This is a genomic window from Streptacidiphilus cavernicola, from assembly GCF_042510955.1.
Classification (GTDB): Bacteria; Actinomycetota; Actinomycetes; order Streptomycetales; family Streptomycetaceae; genus Streptacidiphilus; species Streptacidiphilus cavernicola.
The window spans coordinates 76,545-94,589 of the sequence record NZ_JBHFAB010000014.1; the positions used below are offsets into that span (position 1 = coordinate 76,545).

Sequence of the window (18,045 nt, forward strand, 5' to 3'; positions counted from 1 at the left end):
TCCACCCTTGGCACTCTCCCGGCCCGCGGCCGAAGGTGACAGCATGACCAAGACGCTCGCCTTCGTGCTCTATCCCGGCATCACCCCGCTCGACCTGGTCGGACCGCTCCAGGTGCTGTCGGCACTGGCCCGGATCGACCCCTCGTTCGAGGTGGTCGTCGTCGGCCGGGACCTCACCCCCCTGGACACCGACACCCCGCTGAAACTGACCCCAAGTCATACCTTCGACCAGGTCGCCGAGCCCTTCGCGCTGATCGTGCCCGGCGGGACCGAGCCGACCCTGGCCGCGCTGGCCGACGAACCCCTGCTGAGCTGGATCCGCAGCGCCGCGCGGACCGCCGAGGTCGTCGGCTCGGTGTGCACCGGCTCCCTGCTCCTGGGCGCCGCCGGCCTGCTCGAAGGCCGCCCGGCCACCACGCACTGGGGGTTCCGCGACCTGCTGGGCAGGTTCGGCGCGACGCCGGTCGCCGAACGCTGGGTCGAAGCTGGCCCGGTGCTCACCGCAGCCGGCGTGTCGGCCGGCCTCGACATGGCCCTCCACCTGGTCGAACGCCTCGCGGGTGAGCAGGCCGCCCGCACCGTCCAGCTCCTCGTCGAGTACGACCCGCAGCCACCGCTGGGCGGCATCGACTGGGGGTCCACCGATCTCGACTTCTTCAGGCCCCACGCCCGGGCCATGCTGGAATCGGCGCTGGCGGACCACCCCGCGCTCCTGGCCCGGCTGAGCTGAGCCCCGGCCCCTCACCTAGGCCAGCCCGGCCTGCTCCAGTGCCTCGGTGGCGGTGCGCAGCGCCTGGATCCGCTCGTCCAGGGTGAAGCCGCCCGGGGCCAGATTCAGCTATCCCCGCGAGTGGACGTGAGGGGGTCCGTAGGATTCCTACGCAGGTCAGCCCGCAGGCCAGACCACCGGCCCGGGGAACGCGGGCCACGGTTCCGGACACTCCCCGGGGGCGGCCGAGTGGGCGTCGGACACCTCGCCCAGCCGCCGCAGATCGGGGACGCTGCCAGAGCGCTCCGCCGTCTCACGCTGACGTGCCAGCAGCGCACAGCGGAAGCACTGAGGAGGAGGGGGCAGCGTCACGCCGCCACCCCCCCGGCGGGGGTAGGTCAGCGGAGCCATGGGAGGGAGGCCGAGGTGTTGCCGACGCTTCACCCGGGCGTCAGCGGCGTCTGACCGGTTCTGCTGCTGGTACGCGTCGTACTGCATCGCTTCGAGCCGGTCACACTCGGCGCACTCCGGCTCTGTGTGCTCCGGTACCGCGTTCCGCCTGGCCACCCGCCATCACCTCACATCCGGTCACTGGCTTTCGGGATCATGCTCCCCTTGGCGTGAACCTTTCGGGGTAGCCCCCGTGTCTGCCTCTGTGTCTGCCACGCTGGCAAGGTGAGCGGGGAGAGCATCGGGGACGTGGTTCGGCGGCTACGGCGGGCCAAGGGATGGAGTCAGCAGCGGCTCGCCGAGGTCGTCAACACGCTGACCCCGTGGGAGGCCCACCTAGCCCGCAACGACGTGTCCAGGTGGGAGACGGGGCGGCGTGTCCCGCGCGAGTACCTGCCGCACATCGCAACGGCGCTGGACGTCCCCCGGGAACTTCTCGAAGAGGCCCGCGCCGTGCCCGTGCTGGCCCCGGAGCCTCCCGCCCCGACCGTGGCTGACTTCCTCCCCGAGGGTGACCCCCTGGCAGCGCTGGCGACCCGAGACGGGAAGCAGGTGGGGGCCGGACAGGTCACCGACCTAGCCGGGAGGGTGCACGGCCTACGGCTGGCCGATGACGTGGTCTATGGGAGAGACCTGATCATCCCCGCCGTCCGGGAGCTGAAAGCAGCGGTGAAGCTGTACCAGGAGGGGACGCACACCGAGGCGGTGGGCCGGGAACTCCTCCGGGCCATCGGCGAGTTGGCGCAGATCGCCGGGTGGATCGCCTCGGACGCCGGGCAGCACGCCGAGGCGGAACGGATCTACAGGTTGGGAATCAGCGCAGCCCACGCGGCGGGGGACGGCGTCCTAGCCGGGAACGTCGCCGGATCACTGGCCTATCAGTGGAGCAACACGGGGCAGACGGCGGACGCGGTGAGCCTCGCCAGGGCAGCGCTGGACAGCGCGGGGGCGGACGCACCGCCGAAGGCCCGCGCGCTCTACCTGGACCGCGTCGCGTGGGCGCACACCCGCGCCGGACAGGCTCGCCCAGCCATGGACGCACTCAGCCAAGCATCCGAGGCGCTGGCCGCCGAGGACCACGGGGAGCCTGCCCCGGGGTACCTGTACTGGGTGGACGGCGGGGAGCTGCAAGTCATGGAGGCCCGGGTGTTCACGGAGCTGCACAAGCCCCTGCGGGCGGTCCCCCTGCTCTCCGATGTCCTCGGCCGGTACGACGCCAGCCACGCGCGGGAACTGGCCCTGTACCTCTCCTGGCTGGCCGTGGCCTACGCCGACGCCAACGAGCCCGAGGCGGCGGCGGGGACGGCGGGGCGGATGCTCTCCCTCGGGGAGGGTGGCAGCGAGAGGACGGCGGAGCGGGCGGGCGTCGTGCTGGACCGCCTCCGGGGGTTCGGGGACGTGCCCGAGGTGGCGGAGCTACTGGCCTCCCTGTGACAGACAGTCAGGCCGGGCTGCCACGGTCCGTAAACGCAGAAAGGCCCCACCCTCCCGGAGGAAGGTGGGGCTCCGTGTGTTCAGCGGGCGATCTGGCCGGGGTGCGCGCGACGCTGACCGATGGTCGTCCGGGCAGCACGGGCACGCTTGCGACCGGCGGCCATGGCCAGTCAGGTCACGCCAGCCCGGCGTGCTCCAGAGCCTCCACGGCGGTCCGGAGGGCCAGCACCCGCTCTTCGAGAGTGTTGCCGAATCCCCCCGGGGAGAGGTTCAGGGTGGTGACCCCGGCGGCGGCGAAGGCCTGGAGCCGGTCGGCGAGCCGGTCGCGGGTGCCGATCAGCGTGGTGGAGTCGATCAGCTGCTGCGGGACCGCCGCCGCCGCGCCCGCGTAGTCCTTGGCCAGGTACTTCTCCTGGATCTCGTCGGCGGCCTGCTCGTAGCCCATCCGCCGGGCGATCCGGTTGTAGAAGTTCTGCTCCTTGCTGCCCATGCCGCCGACGTAGAGGGCGGTGTACTGGCGGAACAGGTTGCCGGCCGCCTCCAGGTCCTCGGGCTTGTTGCTGCTGCTGACCGCGATGGGGACGTTGGGGGCAATGTCGAAGCCGTCCAGGGTCTTCCCGGCCTTGGCGCGTCCGGCGGTGAGGTGCTCCAGGGAGAGCTCGGCCTGCTCGGGGGCGAAGAAGATGCCGAGCCAGCCGTCGGCGATCTCGCCGGTCAGCTCCAGGTTCTTCGGGCCGATCGCGGCGATGTAGAGCGGGATGTGCTCGCGCACCGGATGCACCGTCAGCTTCAGCGGCTTGCCCGGTCCGCCGGGCAGCGGCAGGGTCCAGTTGGCGCCGTCGTGGACCACCCGCTCGCGGGCCATCGCCTTGCGGATGATCTCCACGTACTCGCGGGTCCTGGCCAGCGGCTTGTCGAACTTGACGCCGTACCAGCCCTCGGAGACCTGCGGCCCGGACACCCCGAGGCCGAGCCGGAACCGGCCGCCGGAGAGGGTGTCCAGGGTGGCCGCGGTCATCGCGGTCATGGTGGGCGTGCGGGCCGGGATCTGGAAGATCGCCGAGCCGACGTCGATCCGCTCGGTCTTGGCGGCGACGTAGGCCAGGACGGTCGCGGCGTCCGAACCGTATGCCTCGGCGGCCCAGCAGACCGCGAAGCCGAGCCGGTCCGCCTCCTGGGCGACGGCGATGTTGTCGGCGTCGTTGCCGAGGCCCCAGTAGCCGAGATTGATGCCGAGTCGCACGGTGCTGCCTCCGATGGTGTGGGCGTCACGGTGACTGTAGCCCGGCGCGACCCATCAAGCTACTGACGAGTACGCTCCTGTGGCCTGCGTCGCATCCGACCCCTCGGCCACTACGCTCACCGGTCATGGAACTGCGACATCTGGGTCGGACCGGGCTGCGCGTCTCCCGGCTCGGTCTCGGCACCATGACCTGGGGCCAGGACATGGACGAACTCGACGCGGCCGAACAGCTCAAGACCTTCGTCGAGGCCGGCGGCAACCTGGTCGACACCGCCGACGTCTACGCGGACGGGGGCGCGGAGTACCTGCTCTCGCGCCTGATCGAGGAGTTCGTGCCCCGGGCCGACCTGGTGATCGCCACCAAGGCGGGCAGCGTCCCGGACGCGGACCGCCGCTTCGACGGCTCGCGCGGGCACCTGCTCTCGGCGCTGGACGCCTCGCTGCGGCGGCTGGGGACGGACTACGTGGACCTGTGGCAGGTGCACGCGTTCGACCCCGGCACGCCCACCGACGAGACCCTGCACGCGCTGGACCTGGCCGTCTCCTCCGGCCGGGCCCGCTACGTCGGGGTGTCCAACTTCTGCGGCTGGCAGCTGGCGAAGGCCGCCACCTGGCAGCGCGCGGTGCCCGGTCGGATGCCCCTGGCCAGCACCCAGATGGAGTACTCGCTGCTGCAGCGGGGAATAGAGCGCGAGGTCCTGCCGGCCGCGGTGGACAGCGACATGGGGCTGCTCGCGGCCTCCCCGCTGGGACGCGGCGTGCTGACCGGCAAGTACCGGCACGGGACTCCGGCGGAGTCGCGCGGCGCGTCCCCGTACCTCGCCGCGTTCGTCCAGCCCTACCTGGACCAGCGGGGCCGGCGGATCGTCGACGCGGTCGCCACCGCGGCGGACGGGCTCGGCGCGACTCCGCTGCAGGTCGCCCTGGCCTGGGTGCGGGACCGGCCCGGCGTGGTCGCCCCGATCGTCGGCGCCCGGAACGCGGCGCAGCTCGCGGCGGCGCTGTCAGTGGAGTCGCTTACGCTCCCCGAGGAGATCTGCCGAGCGCTGGACGAGATCTCCGCGCCGATCCACTTCTATCCCGACCACGACTGGAGCGCGCTGTGAGCGTCGAGCCGACGACGACACCGACGACCCCCACGGACGCGGGGGCGGGGTCCGGGGCGGGGCCCGAGGCGGGGCCCGAGACGGGCGGGGGCGGGGCACCTGCGGCGCGGCCGTCCATGGAGCAACTGGCCAAGGCGATGCGGGCGATCGACGGAGGGACGGGCATCCTGCCCCCGGTCCCCCCGAAGCCACGCCCGGCCGCCGAGGACGACACGGACGGTGTGGACGACGCCGAGGGCGCGGAGGTCACCGACGCCGCGGGCGGTACGGAGGGCACCGACGCCGTCCGGCCGTCGACGGAGCAACTCGCGGAAGCGATCCGCGCGGTAGGCACGCCGCCGGCCGGTGCAGGTGCCGGGGTCGGGGCCGACGGTGGCCGGACCCGGTCCGGCCAGGACCCCTCCGCCGGAGGCGGACCCACCCACGCCAACGCGCCCACCGGCCCCGGCGGCAGCGACGACCCCCGGAGCGCTGCCGGCAACACCCCCCGAAGCACGGTCGGAACGGACCCAACCCGCACCCCCGCCGCAGCTCACCCCGCTGCGCCGCAGGCCCCCGCGCCGCAGGCGTCCACGCTGCGGGCCGTTGCCGAGGTGCTCGCCGCCGGTGGCGCCCCCGCGGAGTTGGTGACCGCGACCGTGGCCGCCCTCGGCGAAAGCGCCGCCACGCTGCTGCGGGAGAACCCCTGGGCCGTCCTCGGCGTCCCCGGCGTCCGTCCCGAGCACGCGGACGGCTTCGCGCGCGGGCTGCTCGGCGGTGCCTGCGGGCCGGACGACCCGCGCCGGGCGCAGGCCCTCACGGTCTGGCTGCTGGAACGCGCGGCCCTGCGCGGGCACACCGCCGTGGAACTGACCGACGTCAACACCGGCCTGGAGAAGCAGGGTGTGCCCGACGCGGGCACCGCCCTGGCGGCGATCCTCGGCGAGGGCGGCGACGGCTCGGTGATGCCGTTCCAGGAAGAGGTGCCGGAGCCCGGCGGCCACCGCCCCACCGCCAACGCCCAGGCGGACGAGGACGAGGACGACAACCCCCCGACCCGGGTCCTGCTCGCCCTGGACCGGCTGGCGCTGGCCGAGGACAGCCTCGCCGACGGCCTGGCCCGCCTGCACTCCACCTTCGAGGGCGACCCCACCCCTTCCCCGACCGACAACCCCGACGAGAGCGGCACCGCCGAGGAGACCGACCCCGCCCCCCTCGACTGGTCCGCCGCGGCCACCGCCGCGCCCTCCCCCTCCGCCGCCGCGCTCCTCCGTGCCGTCGCCGAAGCCGGGCTGGTCCTGCACACCGGCGGCACCGCCGCCCGCGCCGAGCCGGTCGCGCTGGTCCGCGCCGCCCGCGCGCTCGGGCTGCGGGCCTGGATCGCCGCCGCGACCGCCGACGGCCGGAACCGTCTCGCCGACGAGCACGCGGTGACGCTGACCGGGCTGCTCTCCGACGCCGAGGGCCCCGGCCGCTCCCCCGACGGCACCCTGGACCTGGACCTGCTGGTCGTCTGCGACGCCCCCGCGCTGGACGTGGAGTCCGCCGCCACCCTGGTCGAGTCGGTCGCCGACGGCTGCCGCCTGGTCCTCAGTGGCGACCCCGCCGAACTGTGGTCGGCCGGTCCCGGCCGGGTCTTCGCCGACCTGCTGGCTGCCAAGACCTTCCCGGTCGTGGTCTCCCGCACGCCCGACTTCGGGCCGATCGGCGAGCTGGCGTCCGGTGTCGGCGTCGGCGAGCTGCTGCCGGTCGAGGCGCCGGACAAGGAGGTCGTGATCGTCACGGCCAAGGACGGCACCGAGGCGGTGCACCGCGCGCTGCAGCTGGTGGGCGACTCCATCCCGCGCGCCCTCGGCATCCCGGCCGAGCAGGTAAGGGTGCTGACGCCGGGTCACGGCGGCCCCGCCGGGACCCGTGCCCTGAACGCGGCGCTCAAGCAGCGCTTCAACCCCGGCCCCGGTGCCTTCGGCGGCTTCGACCCGGGCGACCTCGTGGTCCACTCCCCCGCACCGGGCACCGCCCGTCCCGGCACGGTGCGGGCGGGCGGCCCGCAGGGGCTGCTGCTGGAGTGCGAGGGCGAGGAGGTCCGGGTGGGCCGGGAGCAGGTCGGCTCGGTCCGGCACGGGTGGGCGCTGACCGCGCACCAGGCGGTCGGACGGCGCTGGCCCGGCGTAGTGGTGCTGCTCGCGCCCGACGCCGCGAGCGAGCTGACCCGGCAGTGGGTCTACACCGCGTTCAGCCGGGCCGAGCAGCACCTCTCCGTGGTCCACGCGGTCGGGCCCGCCCTGGCCCAGGCGGTGGCGTCGGTCCCGGCCCAGGCCAGGACCACCCGGCTGCGCGGCATCCTGGCCGAGCAGGCCGCCGAGCTGGACGACTAGGGCTCGCCCCGCGAGGGGGTCAGTGCTCGGGGTCGAGCGACTCCAGCTCGTCGTCGTAGACCTCGCTGACGTCGAAGCGGCAGATCAACAGGTCGGGGTCGGCCTCGTCGAAGGGCTCGGCCAGCCAGTCCCCCGGCTCGGCCGGGTCCGCCGCGGTGACCCAGAGCGTGGAGTCGCCCTCCTCCAGGCCGAACTCCTCGGCCCGGGAGGCGATCTCGTCCGGCTCGTACTCGCCGAACAGCGCGCCGAGGGCGCTCGACACGCTGGCCGAGACCGGGCCCGGGTCGGCGGCCGTGGTGCCGTCGATCCGCAGCGCGGCGGCCCGCAGCCGCAGCGGGTCGGAGATCAGGTAGTCCCGGCGGATCAGCACGCTGATCGCCTCCGGGTCGTCCGGGTCGGCGTACTGGGAGAGATCGCTGTCGTGCGGCACCTCGAACGGGGTGACCTCGTCGTAGGTGTCGTAGAGGACCTCGTCATAGGCGTCGGCGGCCTCCGCCAGCGCCGCGTAGGCGGTGGCGACGCCGGGGTCGTTCTCCCCGGTACGGGCCTCGACAGCGGCCAGATGGCGGTCGATGGCGGCCTTCACCGCCTCGGCGGCGCTACGTACCTCGGCGATGGTGGGCTGCGCGACATCAGGCATGGTGCTGACGCTATCCGCTGTTGGGCCCGCAGTGCACTGAAGTTGCCCGCGCGCGCCCGATTCAAGCCGAACTGCACCGCTTTTCCATGGGCCCGCACGAGTAATCGAGTGGTCCCGACGCCATGAACCGGCCTCGGACTGGGCATCACCCGTGCACGGGGGCGGTGGAAAAAGCCCGTACCGGCCCCGTGCCCGAGCGACGTAGGCTGACCCGGGAGCGTTCTGCAGGAGGAAGAGACTTGGCCGCACCGAAGATCGTCCAACAGCCCGAATACGAGTTCCGCTCGCTGCTGCTCGCCAGGGACGTCTCCCGCAACGAGGCCCGGCGGCTGCTGACCGAAGAGGCGGAGTACGGCCACTGGGAGCTCGACCGGCTGCGGCTGTTCCCGGACGGGCGGCGCAAGGTGGTGCTGCGACGCAAGATCATCCGCCAGGTCCGCACCTGGTCCCCGCTGATGGACTGAGGTCCTCGCGGACGAGGGCGGCGCGCACCGGAACCGTCCGGTGCGCGCCGCCCTCGTCCGCGGTAGGCACCGCGCCGTGCGGACGGCTCAGCGCCGGGCCACCCGCGAGCGGCGGTAGAGCAGCAGCCCGCCGAGCGCCATCACCGCGCCGGCCGGGGCCAGCAGCAGGGTGTTGGCGTCCGCGCCGGTGGAGGCCAGCACGGTCTGCGGCGGCGGGGGCGCCTCCGTGGTGGTCACCTTCTTCGGCGGCACGGTGGCCGGCGGCGGGGGCGGGTTGTGGTGGACGCTCGGCGGGGTGGAGCAGCCGCAGTGCTTCGGCGGGGTGGAGTGGCCCGGACCGCTGTGCGAAGCGCACTGGTTGCCGAAGGCGGGGTTGACCAGGCCGATGACGCTGACCGAGTCGCCGCAGAGGTTCACCGGCAGGGTGACCGGGGTCTGCACGGTGTTGCCCGAGCCCACGCCGGGCGAGCCGTGGCTGCCCCCCTGGGCCCCGGCGCCGGACCCGCCGCCCGCGCTGCCGCTCCGGTCGGAGCCGCCGCCGGTGCCGCTCTGGTGGCCGCCGCTCCCGTGACCGGAGCCGCCGCTGCCGGAGCCGCCGCTGCCGCCCTGGTGGCCGCTGCCGCCGTTGCCGCAGTTGTTGCCGTAGGCCGGGTTGAGCAGCCCGACCACGTTGATCGTGTTGCCGCAGACGTTCACCGGGACGTCGATCGGGACCTGCACGTTGTTGCCGGATCCGACGCCCGGCGAGTCGGCGGCCGCACCCGCGGCTCCGGCGTCCGCGTAGGCGTAACCCGCGGTGGATGCGAGGACGCTCCCGGTCGCCATGACCGTGAGTAGTCCGCGCCTGGCAGCTTGTCGCATTGGCTTGCCTGCCCTCAGTTCGTCTTGTCTCTGTGTTTCCGTACGAGCACCTATGACCTGCACTCACGTGACGTCTCACGTAACGAGAGCGCGCGGTCGCGGTTCATGGCGTCCCACGCCTTTCATTCGTCCGAGTGACCCGAGACCGATGGGGACTACTCCTGGCGAACGACGCGGTCCCGGGGGGCGCGGAAAACGCCCTCCCGGGACTGCGTTGACTAGAGGCCCGGATTCATCCGGGAAACGCTCAGAAGTTCTGGCAGCTGTTGCCGAAGGCCGGGTTGAGCAGCCCGATCACGCTGATGGTGTTGCCGCAGACGTTCACCGGAATGTGGATCGGCACCTGGATGGTGTTGCCGGAGAGGACCCCCGGGGAACCCCAGGCAGCGCCCTCGGCGGACGATCCGTGAGCAGACGCGGCACCCGCGCCGGCGAGAACCAGACCACCGGTGACCGCGGCAACCGCGGCGATCTTCTTGACCTGCATAATGTCCTCCTGGTCGACGTGGCAGCCCGTTCGGCGGGCTGCATATGAGTGAACGAGACTGCGGCAAACGGGGTACTAGTAGGTTCAGTCATTCACTCGCAGCGGTGATCGATTCGGACAGCAGAGCGACCTGGAATCGAATTTCGGCGTTCTGGTGAATCGCTCGTCCCATCTGTCCCACCCGTTCGGGCACAGGACATGCGAAAGGCCCGCCGCTCCCCCATCCGGAGGAAGCGGCGGGCCCTGCCCCGTACTCGGCCCGGCGCCCCGCGCCGTGCTCGTCCGGCCCGGCCGGACCAGGTCTCAGCAGGCGTCGATGAACCGGTCCAGCACCCGGACCCCGAACTCCAGACCGTCCACCGGCACCCGCTCGTCCACCCCGTGGAACATCCCGGCGAAGTCCAGCTCCGGCGGCAGCCGCAGCGGCGCGAAGCCGAAGCAGCGGATGCCCAGCTCGCTGAACGACTTGGCGTCCGTCCCGCCGGAGAGGCAGTAGGGGACGGCTCTGGCGATCGGGTCCTCCGCCTTCAGCGCCAGCTGCATCGCCTCGACCAGCGCGCCGTCGAAGTCGGTCTCCACCGCCCGGTCCGCGTGCACCGTCTCGCGGCGGATCCGCGGGCCGAGGACCCGGTCCAGCTCGGCCTCGAACTCGTCCTTGAGGCCCGGCAGGTAGCGCCCGTCGACGTGCGCGGTGGCCTGGCCGGGGACCACGTTCACCTTGTAGCCGGCGCCGAGCATGGTCGGCTGCGCGGTGTTCCGCAGCGTCGCGCCGATCAGCTTGGCGATGCCGCCGAGCCGCTCCAGCACCGAGTCCATGTCCTCCGGGTCCAGCTCGATCCCGAGCGCGTCGGACAGCTCGTCCAGGAAGTGCCGGACGCTCTTGGTCACCCGCACCGGGAACCTGTGCCGTCCGAGCCGGGCCACCGCCTCGCACAGCTCGGTGATGGCGTTGTCGTTGTTGGTCATCGAGCCGTGCCCGGCGGTGCCGTCCACGGTGAGGCGCATCCAGTGCATCCCCTTCTCCGCGGTCTCCACCAGGTAGAGGCGCAGGTTCTCGTTGACGGTGAAGGAGAAGCCGCCGACCTCGCCGATCGCCTCGGTGACGCCCTCGAACAGGCCCGGGTGCTTGTCGACCAGGTGGTGCGCCCCGTAGACACCGCCGGCCTCCTCGTCCGCGAGGAAGGCCAGCACGATGTCGCGCGGGGGCTTGCGCCCGGTCCGCAGCCGGTCGCGGACCACGGCGAGGGTCATCGCGTCCATGTCCTTCATGTCGACCGCGCCGCGGCCCCAGACGCAGCCGTCGGCGATCTCCCCGGCGAACGGGTGGTGGGTCCAGTCGTCGGCGTTCGCCGGGACCACGTCGGTGTGCCCGTGGATCAGCAGCGCCGGACGGGACGGGTCCTCGCCCGCGATCCGGGCCACGGTGCTGGCCCGGCCCTTCGCCGACTCGAAGATCTGCGGCTCCAGGCCGAACTCGGCGAGCTTCCCCGCCACGTACTCGGCGGCGGCGCGCTCACCGGGCCCCGACCCGTCGCCGTAGTTGCTGGTGTCGATCCGGATGAGCTCCCGACACAGGTCGGCGACCTCGCTCTCGCCGGTGACCTGACCGCCCTGACCGACCTGACCGCCCGACCGGCTCGGATTCGTCTCGCTCACGCTGTGCCACCTCTCGTCCTCGTCGCCGCCCGCCCCCGCTCCACGCCCGGAGCACGCACCGGCATGATCCCGGCCATCCTCTCTCCTGCCGCCCGGAACCCCAACCCCCACCCCGCATCACCGCAGGTCGCGCGACCAGGAACCCGTTCGGAACCACGGCTGATCTTTGCTATGGTTATCCACGTCAGCGCGACGGCAACGCCGCGATGACCACCCGGTCCGGGTGGCGGAATGGCAGACGCGCTAGCTTGAGGTGCTAGTGCCCTTCGGGGCGTGGGGGTTCAAGTCCCCCCTCGGACACCAGCAGTACGAACAGCCCCCCACCAGGGGCTTTCGTCATTTCTGGGCGATGGCGGCTCGTGCGAGAGCATCGACGAGTCGCGTCACCCCTGCGGCCCGTCCACCGGTTCGGCGATGCGCTCCAGCGTGGGGCGGGCGATCCGTAGGTAGTCCTGGGTGTCCAGGGCCAGGGAGCGGTCGAGTGTCGCCGCGTTGAAGTAGATCTCGGAGTGGCCCAGCAGGTCCGGGTCGACCAGCAGTTCCAGCGCCGGATCGAAGGAGAACGGAACGATGGACCCGCTGACGCTCCGGGTCAGCCGTTCCGCCGTCTCCGGGTCGGCGAAGGAGGCGCTGCGCGCCTCGCAGAGCTCGCGGATCCGGTCCAGGTCCACCCGCCGGTCGCCGGGGACCACCGCCAGCACGTACCGGCTGGTCTTCTTGGTGACCTTGGTGCGGACGACGATGCACTTCGCCGCCTGCCCCACGGGGTGGCCGCGCATTTCGCTGACCACGTCGGTCCGGCCCTCGGGCGCGTGCTCGATCACCCGGTAGCGGGCACCGCCTTCGTCGAGCTGTGTCTGGAGCCGGACCGCCGCGGACGTCTCGCTCACCGGGGCGCCGCTCATCCCCACACCACCGCCGAGTCGAGCCGGTCGCTGGCGAAGCCGAGGAAGAAACCCATGGTCAGGCGGTCCGAGCCGGACACCCGCTCGATCTCGTGAAAGCGGGTCGGGTTGATCAGGTAGACGTCGCCCGCCCTGGGCTTGAACGCGTGGCAGGCGGCGCCGGAGACGGCCTCCTGCCGGTAGCCGAGGTGGCCGGGGACCTTGTGCTGCTCGTCCTCCGGCTCCCAGGACTTGCGGTAGATCTTCAGTTCGCCGCCCTCGTCGCACTCCTGCAGGCAGACCACGCAGCTGAGCTGGTGGGCCAGCTCGGCCAGGACGATCCCGGTGCCCGCCGCGTCCCGCATGATGTTGTCGTTGTGGAGCGGGTTGCGTACCCCGTCGGCGTGGATGCGCACCACCGAGGGCGCGTACTCCCTCCCGTCCGGTTCCCGGGCCGGTTCGAGGGCGGTGAGGCCGAAGCCTTCGCGCAGCGCCGTGCGGACCTGCTCGGCCAGGTCGAAGGAGACGTCGCCCAGCCGGGCGTCGGCCTCCTTGGCCGCGGTGAAGTAGTCGTCCAGCCGGTCGAGGTACTTGGCGAGGTAGGGGCCCACGGTAGTGAGGCTGCCATTGGCGTACGCGGTGGTGGAGGCGCTGTCGAAGAGCGTCCCCAGACGGGCGAGGTTGTCGCTGAACACCTGTGCGGGCAGCAGGTTGCGCAGCACGACGACGGCGACGTCACCGTGCACGAGGTCGCGCAGCAGGTGGAAGTCCGGGCGGGTGGCACCGGCGTCGATGACGACGCGGTCCCAGCTGTCAGAGGACTGCATGGTGCTCGTCTCCTTGGCGGTTCTGCGGCTGGCTCTGTGGGTGGTTCTGCCGGCGGTGGCCGGGTGGCAGCGGGATCTCCAGGACGCTGCCGGGCTTCAGCGGGGTCCAGCTCCCGGCCGGGGCGAGTTCCGGGACGACCTCCGAGGCGACCACGGTGAAGTCCGGGGTCTGCAGCAGCGACATCGCGAAGTAGCGGGGTGCTGCGACGTCCGGAGGGCTCCAGTGGATGACGTAGGCGGCGCGGGGGTTGACCACGATGGCGTTCCCGGAGCTACCGCCGGGTTCGATGGCGGCCAGGCGCTCCAGGGTCTGCGTCTCGTCGAGCCGGTCGGCCCCGTGGGGGACCACCCAGTCGAAGTACTCCCGGGAGTCGAACCGCGAGGCGGGCAGGCCCAGATTGCGGTGGACGGTGGGCAGGAAGCCGTTGTGCATGAACCACCAGGGCGCCGGACCGGGCCGTTCCAGCGGGTGAGTGCACGTCAGACCGCTGTTCCTGGCCAGGGTGGCGTGCCTGGCGTGCACGGCGAGGAAGCCGGTGGTGATGCCCGGTAGCGGTGAGTCGTCCAGGCTCTCGGCCAGCGGGCGGACGTCCCGGTGGACGCCGAACCCGTGCGGGGCGTCGGCGGCGCTCCAGACCGCGCCCCATCCGTTCGGATGGACCTGCGTCGGGCCGTCGTGGTCGGCGGTTCGGCCAGTGCTCATGGCGACGGCGGCGTCCAGGACGGCGGGCACGGAGAAGGCGCCGTGGGCGAGGATCAGACGGCACACGGGCGGTCAGCCTGCCTTCCGGGTCAGCACGAGCGACTCGAGACGGCGGTGGATCTCGTCGGGCCGGCCGCCGACCAGGACGACCCGGCCGATGCTGCCGGTGTGCCGCATCAGGTCGGAACCCAGCACGTCGAGGTCGGCGGCGGACAGGCCGTCGGTGGGCGGTGCGGCACTGGGCTGGACCTGTACGGAGATGCCCGGACCGGCCAGGGCCGCCGCGGCGTCCAGTTCCGCGGCCGAGACCACGGCGACCTGGCCCGCTGCGCCGCTCCCGGGCCGGGACTGGCCCAACCTCGGTGCGGTGCCGTCGAGATGGACCCGGAAGACCTCCGCCGCCCAGTCCGTGCCGGTCGCCTGCTCGACCAGGGAGACCAGACCTCCGCCGGAGAGCCGGAAGCCCATCTCTACGAAGACGGGGCCGGCTCCGCCGAGGATGGCGTCCACGTGGAAGGGCCCCTGCCGGTATCCCGTGGCGGCCAGGCAGAGCCGCGCCAGCTCCCGCAGGTCCGCGGTGGCGGTGGTGCCCGGTCGGGCCACGTGTCCGACCTCGCGGAAGCCCCGCAGGTCGGGGTCGTCCGCGACCTCTTCCAGAGCGGTGATCTTCTCGCAGACGCTCAGCAGCACGGGCTCGCCCTGGTAGGCGATGCCCTGCAGCGAGACCTCGGGGCCCTTGACGAACTCTTCGGCCATGACGGCCGTGAACGCGCCTCCCCCGTAGTTGCTCAGCGCGGCGATGCGGGCCAGGGCGCGGGCCGCCGCCGAAGGGCTGTCGGCGAGGAGCACGCCGAGTCCGCCGCCGCCGTCGACCGGCTTGAGCACCTGCGGGTAGCCCAGGTCCTCGACCGGTCGACCGGCCGCCACCAGGGCGAAGCGGGGCTGGGGCAGCCCGGCGCAGGACGCGGCCAGGGCCTCGCGCTGCCGCTGCTTGTCCAGCGGGCGGAACTCCGCTCCGCACTGCGGCCATGGAGCGGCTTCCAGGCTGCGGGCCAGCTCGAATCCGGCCTGGGCGTAGCGCTCGAACCCGGTGAGCAGCAGGCTGGGCCGCACCCGGGCGGCGGCCAGTGCCGCCCGCACCCGGGCGGCGTCCTGCGGCTGTTCGACCGGGACCTCCAGGTCGAACGGCTGGCGGCCCAGGGCCCGGCGCCACCGCAGGTAGGCCGGAGTCTCCACCAGCACCGCGGGCAGCCCGCGCCGACGGGCGCAGGACAGGTAGGGGTCCAGGCCGTCCCGGGTGGCGCCGAGTTGGACGAAGGCTCCGGCCAACGGTCCGCTCACCTGGCTCACCTGACTCACCGGCCCGACAGCAGTTCGGAGACCAGCTCTCCGGCCGCCTCGTGCCGGGTGAGGATGACCTTCTTGTGCGGATCGCCCTCCAGGATCGCGTCGATGAGCTCGCCGGGGGCGGGTGTCACCGACGCGGGCCGCAGCGAGCTGCCGTACAGGGTGCGCAACTGCTTCAGGGACAGGCCGCTGGCGCGCTCCAGCCGGGCGGTCAGGTCGCGGCCGGCGTCGTCGGCGTCCTCTCCGGAGAGCAGCGCGTGGATCTCCTGGACCCGGTCGACCAGGTCGGCCTGCTCACGCAGCAGGTAGCGGTCCAGGCCCGCGCCCTTCTCGGTGAACGGGGCGTGGACGACGGCGACCAGCTGCTCCTCGGTCAGCCCGTAGGCCTCCAGCGCGTAGGCGTCCATGGCGGTCCGCATGCGCTCGGAGGCGTCCTCGCCCGCGTACCGCTTGCGCATGATGTCGACCAGGACCGGGGGGAACTCCTTCTGGTGCATCAGCGAGACGGCGAAGTCGACGTACTCCTCCAGTCCCTCGGCGTAGGTCCGGCCGAAGCACCGCTCGGTCTTCAGCGCCCGCAGGTGTGCCATGAGCGCGGGGTTGCCGCAGTCCGACTCGGTGAAGCTGAAGGCGATGTCGTCGAAGGAGAAGCCGAGGGTGCCGGTCAGCAGCTCCCAGTGGTCCCCCGAGGCGTAGGCGGTGTCGTCGTAGATGGAGAAGAACTGCAGTCCGGGGCGGACGTCGGTGGTGACGGCGTGTTCGGCCACGGTCTCGGGGGCGTCGGCGCCGTGGATGTCGGTGAAGTACGCCTGCGAGATCCGGTTCAGGGAGCCCAGGAAGCCCTTGAAGCCGGTGCGCTCGGCGGCCGGGGGCCGGAGGCCGAACCGGCGGGCCAGCCGGGTGACCCAGAGGTAGTAGTCGCGCTGCTCGCGCTGGGAGTCACCGGTGATGATCAGATCGACGCCCTCGCCGTACCCGGCGGCCAGGCCGAAGGAGTTGACCATGCTGAGGTTGCAGGCGTTGCAGAAGGTCGGGCGGGCGTCGCCGGAGGTGCGGTGACCGGTCATCAGGATGTCGACGCGGTTGCGCTCCACGACGTCGGGGCTCTGCGGGAGGTCCACGTCGAAGGGCCGGACCTGCGTGCCGTCTATCAGCAGCAGTTCGCAGTCGGGGTCCTCGTGCAGGCCCAGCGCCCGGTAGGCGCGGTCGATGTTCTCCATCGTCGCGCGCGGCATGCCGGCGTGCCGGTTGGTGGCGACCCGCAACCGGAAGGTGGAGCCGTAGATCCGGTGCAGGACCAGTTGCACGCTGCGGACGAACGCAACCGTGTACGAGCTGTCCTTGCCGCCGCCGTAGGCGACCATGACGATGTTGCGGTCGAGGTTCTCGCGGTCCGGCAGGGCCTCCTGCAGACGCACCGCACAGCGGCTGACGTCCGCCAGGTGCGGCTTGCGGAGCACTGGGCGGAGCCGCTCCAGCACGGCGCCCCGGGAGGTGTCGAGAGAGCGGAAGGTGGACGTGTCGGCTGCCATTCGGCAGACGCTCCTTTCGGCTTTGGAGAGTCAGTCGGATTGCGCGGCAAAGCCCCTGGAATTCCCAGAAACGGGCATGACGACGCCACCGGTTCACTGACAGAAGACTGCCGGATGGACCCGGAATGTGAGATGAAATATGCGGCTGCCAAATACGGAACGGCGTCTCGCAATTAATGGGCGCGAATGCGCCGGCTGCTTCCCCCCTGATTTCGCCATCACTGTCATGCATCGACCTACGGGCATCAAGGGGCGGTCTCAGTATACGAAATGATGAGCTATCGGCTGCGGCCGGAACGGGCTGCTCCCTGTACGGGGTTGTCGCAGGCCACTCGCCGGTTCCGGAGCTGCTTTCTTCAGGAAACGAGCCGGCCCGTTCCGCCGGACGGCTCGGCCGAACCCTGCGCCGCCCACTGGTCCGTGAGGGCGGCGAGCGCCGCGCGTACCGCCGGGCGATCGGACATGGGGGTGCGCCACACCGCCCAGATCCGCCGCCACGGCCGGGGGTGCAGCGCGGCCACCTGGACGCCCTCGGGCACCAGGCCCCGTCCCAGCCTGGGGACCAGTGCCACGCCGAGTCCGGCGGCGAGCAGCGCCATCTGGGACTGGTACTCCCCCACCGAGTAGCCGATCCGCGGCTCGACGCCCTCCTCGGCGAAGGTGCGCTGGAGCCAGTCGTGGCACATCGAACCGGGCTGCTGGCTGATCCAGCGCTCGTCGGCCAGGTCCGCCGGGGACAGCACGACGAGTGCCGACAGCCGGTGGCCCGCGGGAAGCAGCACGTCGGCGACGTCCACCCCGATCCGGGCCCGGCTCAGCGACGCCGGCAGCACCAGGGGCGTGTTGTGCCAGTCGTGGACGACGCCCAAGTCCGCCTCGCCTGCTACGACCAGCTCCAGGACGTGGTGCGGGTCCGCCTCCACCAGTCGGCTGTCCAGCTCCCGGTGCTCGGCCAGCGCCGCCAGGACGGCGGGCAGCAGTCCGTGGCAGGCCGTGGGGAAACCCGCCATCAGCAGGCGGCCGGCGGGGGTGGCCCGCTGCTCCTCCAGTCGTGCCTCCGCCTGCTCCAGCGTGAACAGCACGTCCCGGGCGGCCCCGACCAGCACATGCGCCGCCGGGGTGAGGAAGATCCGCCCACCCTGCCGTTCCAGCAGCTCGGTGCGGGTCTCCCGCTCCAGTTTGGCGATCTGCTGGGACACCGCGGAGGGCGTGTACCCCAGGGCGGCCGACGCACCGGTGATGGAGCCGTGGGTCGCGACGGCCTGGAGCGCTTGAAGGCGGCTGAGGTTCAGCATGTAGCCATGCTAAAGGGGGGGTTGAAGCAGATTTCGCTGGTGGTGCGGGG

Annotated in this window: 16 protein-coding genes and 1 tRNA gene; 6 read left to right on the top strand and 11 right to left on the bottom strand. The window is 72.3% G+C overall.

Annotated features, from left to right (window positions below; genetic code table 11):
* Positions 1-43: 43 nt before the first annotated feature.
* Both ACEZDE_RS19845 and ACEZDE_RS19850 read left to right on the top strand, forming a co-directional pair.
* Entirely contained in the window at positions 44-730 is a 687-nt protein-coding gene (locus ACEZDE_RS19845) for a DJ-1/PfpI family protein (protein WP_380537658.1), read from the top strand.
* A 654-nt stretch (positions 731-1,384) separates the two neighbouring features.
* Positions 1,385-2,593: a helix-turn-helix domain-containing protein gene (locus ACEZDE_RS19850; protein ID WP_380537659.1), complete on the top strand. Its 1,209-nt coding sequence runs from the start codon at positions 1,385-1,387 to the stop codon at positions 2,591-2,593.
* A gap of 175 nt (positions 2,594-2,768) precedes the next feature.
* Here the strand turns inward: ACEZDE_RS19850 and ACEZDE_RS19855 are convergent, their stop codons facing one another.
* Entirely contained in the window at positions 2,769-3,836 is a 1,068-nt protein-coding gene (locus ACEZDE_RS19855) for an LLM class F420-dependent oxidoreductase (RefSeq protein WP_380537660.1), read from the bottom strand.
* A 125-nt stretch (positions 3,837-3,961) separates the two neighbouring features.
* Here ACEZDE_RS19855 and ACEZDE_RS19860 point away from each other — a divergent pair, with 125 nt between their 5' ends.
* Positions 3,962-4,942: an aldo/keto reductase gene (locus ACEZDE_RS19860; protein ID WP_380537661.1), complete on the top strand. Its 981-nt coding sequence runs from the start codon at positions 3,962-3,964 to the stop codon at positions 4,940-4,942.
* A 116-nt stretch (positions 4,943-5,058) separates the two neighbouring features.
* Entirely contained in the window at positions 5,059-7,299 is a 2,241-nt protein-coding gene (locus ACEZDE_RS19865; RefSeq protein ID WP_380537662.1) for a helix-hairpin-helix domain-containing protein, read from the top strand.
* 19 nt (positions 7,300-7,318) lie between these two features.
* Here the strand turns inward: ACEZDE_RS19865 and ACEZDE_RS19870 are convergent, their stop codons facing one another.
* Positions 7,319-7,939, bottom strand: a complete 621-nt coding sequence (locus ACEZDE_RS19870) for a hypothetical protein (RefSeq protein WP_380537663.1) — start codon at positions 7,937-7,939, stop codon at positions 7,319-7,321.
* A gap of 254 nt (positions 7,940-8,193) precedes the next feature.
* Between ACEZDE_RS19870 and ACEZDE_RS19875 the strand changes: the two genes are divergently transcribed.
* Positions 8,194-8,403 (top strand): DUF5703 family protein, encoded by a 210-nt coding sequence (locus ACEZDE_RS19875; protein WP_380537755.1) that lies wholly within the window; start codon positions 8,194-8,196, stop codon positions 8,401-8,403.
* Between the two features lie 87 nt (positions 8,404-8,490).
* Here the strand turns inward: ACEZDE_RS19875 and ACEZDE_RS19880 are convergent, their stop codons facing one another.
* The 3 genes from ACEZDE_RS19880 to ACEZDE_RS19890 all read right to left on the bottom strand — a co-directional run bounded on the left by ACEZDE_RS19880 (position 8,491) and on the right by ACEZDE_RS19890 (position 11,407).
* A complete protein-coding gene (locus ACEZDE_RS19880; RefSeq protein ID WP_380537664.1) occupies positions 8,491-9,228 on the bottom strand; it encodes a chaplin in 738 nt (245 codons plus the stop codon).
* Between the two features lie 283 nt (positions 9,229-9,511).
* The gene (locus tag ACEZDE_RS19885) at positions 9,512-9,751 is read right to left on the bottom strand and encodes a chaplin (RefSeq protein ID WP_380537665.1); all 240 of its coding nucleotides are present in this window, start codon (positions 9,749-9,751) and stop codon (positions 9,512-9,514) included.
* 303 nt (positions 9,752-10,054) lie between these two features.
* The gene (locus ACEZDE_RS19890) at positions 10,055-11,407 is read right to left on the bottom strand and encodes a M20/M25/M40 family metallo-hydrolase (protein ID WP_380537666.1); all 1,353 of its coding nucleotides are present in this window, start codon (positions 11,405-11,407) and stop codon (positions 10,055-10,057) included.
* Between the two features lie 217 nt (positions 11,408-11,624).
* Between ACEZDE_RS19890 and ACEZDE_RS19895 the strand changes: the two genes are divergently transcribed.
* A tRNA-Leu gene (locus tag ACEZDE_RS19895) sits at positions 11,625-11,710 on the top strand.
* Between the two features lie 80 nt (positions 11,711-11,790).
* On the opposite strand, the gene ACEZDE_RS19900 is transcribed toward ACEZDE_RS19895, so the two are convergent.
* From ACEZDE_RS19900 to ACEZDE_RS19925, 6 genes are all read right to left on the bottom strand, one after another.
* Positions 11,791-12,297 (bottom strand): YbaK/EbsC family protein, encoded by a 507-nt coding sequence (locus tag ACEZDE_RS19900; protein WP_380537667.1) that lies wholly within the window; start codon positions 12,295-12,297, stop codon positions 11,791-11,793.
* A gap of 11 nt (positions 12,298-12,308) precedes the next feature.
* Positions 12,309-13,118 carry a 2OG-Fe(II)-dependent halogenase WelO5 family protein gene (locus ACEZDE_RS19905; protein WP_380537668.1) on the bottom strand — a complete coding sequence of 270 codons (810 nt, stop codon included), beginning with the start codon at positions 13,116-13,118 and terminating at the stop codon, positions 12,309-12,311.
* Positions 13,105-13,887 carry a hypothetical protein gene (locus tag ACEZDE_RS19910; protein WP_380537669.1) on the bottom strand — a complete coding sequence of 261 codons (783 nt, stop codon included), beginning with the start codon at positions 13,885-13,887 and terminating at the stop codon, positions 13,105-13,107. The genes ACEZDE_RS19905 and ACEZDE_RS19910 overlap by 14 nt, the downstream gene beginning before the upstream one ends.
* A gap of 6 nt (positions 13,888-13,893) precedes the next feature.
* A complete protein-coding gene (locus ACEZDE_RS19915; protein ID WP_380537670.1) occupies positions 13,894-15,162 on the bottom strand; it encodes an ATP-grasp domain-containing protein in 1,269 nt (422 codons plus the stop codon).
* A gap of 14 nt (positions 15,163-15,176) precedes the next feature.
* Positions 15,177-16,700, bottom strand: a complete 1,524-nt coding sequence (locus ACEZDE_RS19920; RefSeq protein WP_380537671.1) for a PqqD family protein — start codon at positions 16,698-16,700, stop codon at positions 15,177-15,179.
* A 356-nt stretch (positions 16,701-17,056) separates the two neighbouring features.
* Positions 17,057-17,995, bottom strand: a complete 939-nt coding sequence (locus ACEZDE_RS19925; protein ID WP_380537672.1) for a LysR family transcriptional regulator — start codon at positions 17,993-17,995, stop codon at positions 17,057-17,059.
* Positions 17,996-18,045: the final 50 nt, after the last annotated feature.

Coding starts and splice junctions, on each gene's coding strand:
- ACEZDE_RS19845 (WP_380537658.1), top strand. CDS start 44: ATGACCAAGACGCTCGCCTTCGTGCTCTATCCCGGCATCACCCCGCTC.
- ACEZDE_RS19860 (WP_380537661.1), top strand. CDS start 3,962: ATGGAACTGCGACATCTGGGTCGGACCGGGCTGCGCGTCTCCCGGCTC.
- ACEZDE_RS19865 (WP_380537662.1), top strand. CDS start 5,059: ATGGAGCAACTGGCCAAGGCGATGCGGGCGATCGACGGAGGGACGGGC.
- ACEZDE_RS19870 (WP_380537663.1), bottom strand. CDS start 7,939: ATGCCTGATGTCGCGCAGCCCACCATCGCCGAGGTACGTAGCGCCGCC.
- ACEZDE_RS19880 (WP_380537664.1), bottom strand. CDS start 9,228: ATGGCGACCGGGAGCGTCCTCGCATCCACCGCGGGTTACGCCTACGCG.
- ACEZDE_RS19885 (WP_380537665.1), bottom strand. CDS start 9,751: ATGCAGGTCAAGAAGATCGCCGCGGTTGCCGCGGTCACCGGTGGTCTG.
- ACEZDE_RS19905 (WP_380537668.1), bottom strand. CDS start 13,118: ATGCAGTCCTCTGACAGCTGGGACCGCGTCGTCATCGACGCCGGTGCC.
- ACEZDE_RS19920 (WP_380537671.1), bottom strand. CDS start 16,700: ATGGCAGCCGACACGTCCACCTTCCGCTCTCTCGACACCTCCCGGGGC.
- ACEZDE_RS19925 (WP_380537672.1), bottom strand. CDS start 17,995: ATGCTGAACCTCAGCCGCCTTCAAGCGCTCCAGGCCGTCGCGACCCAC.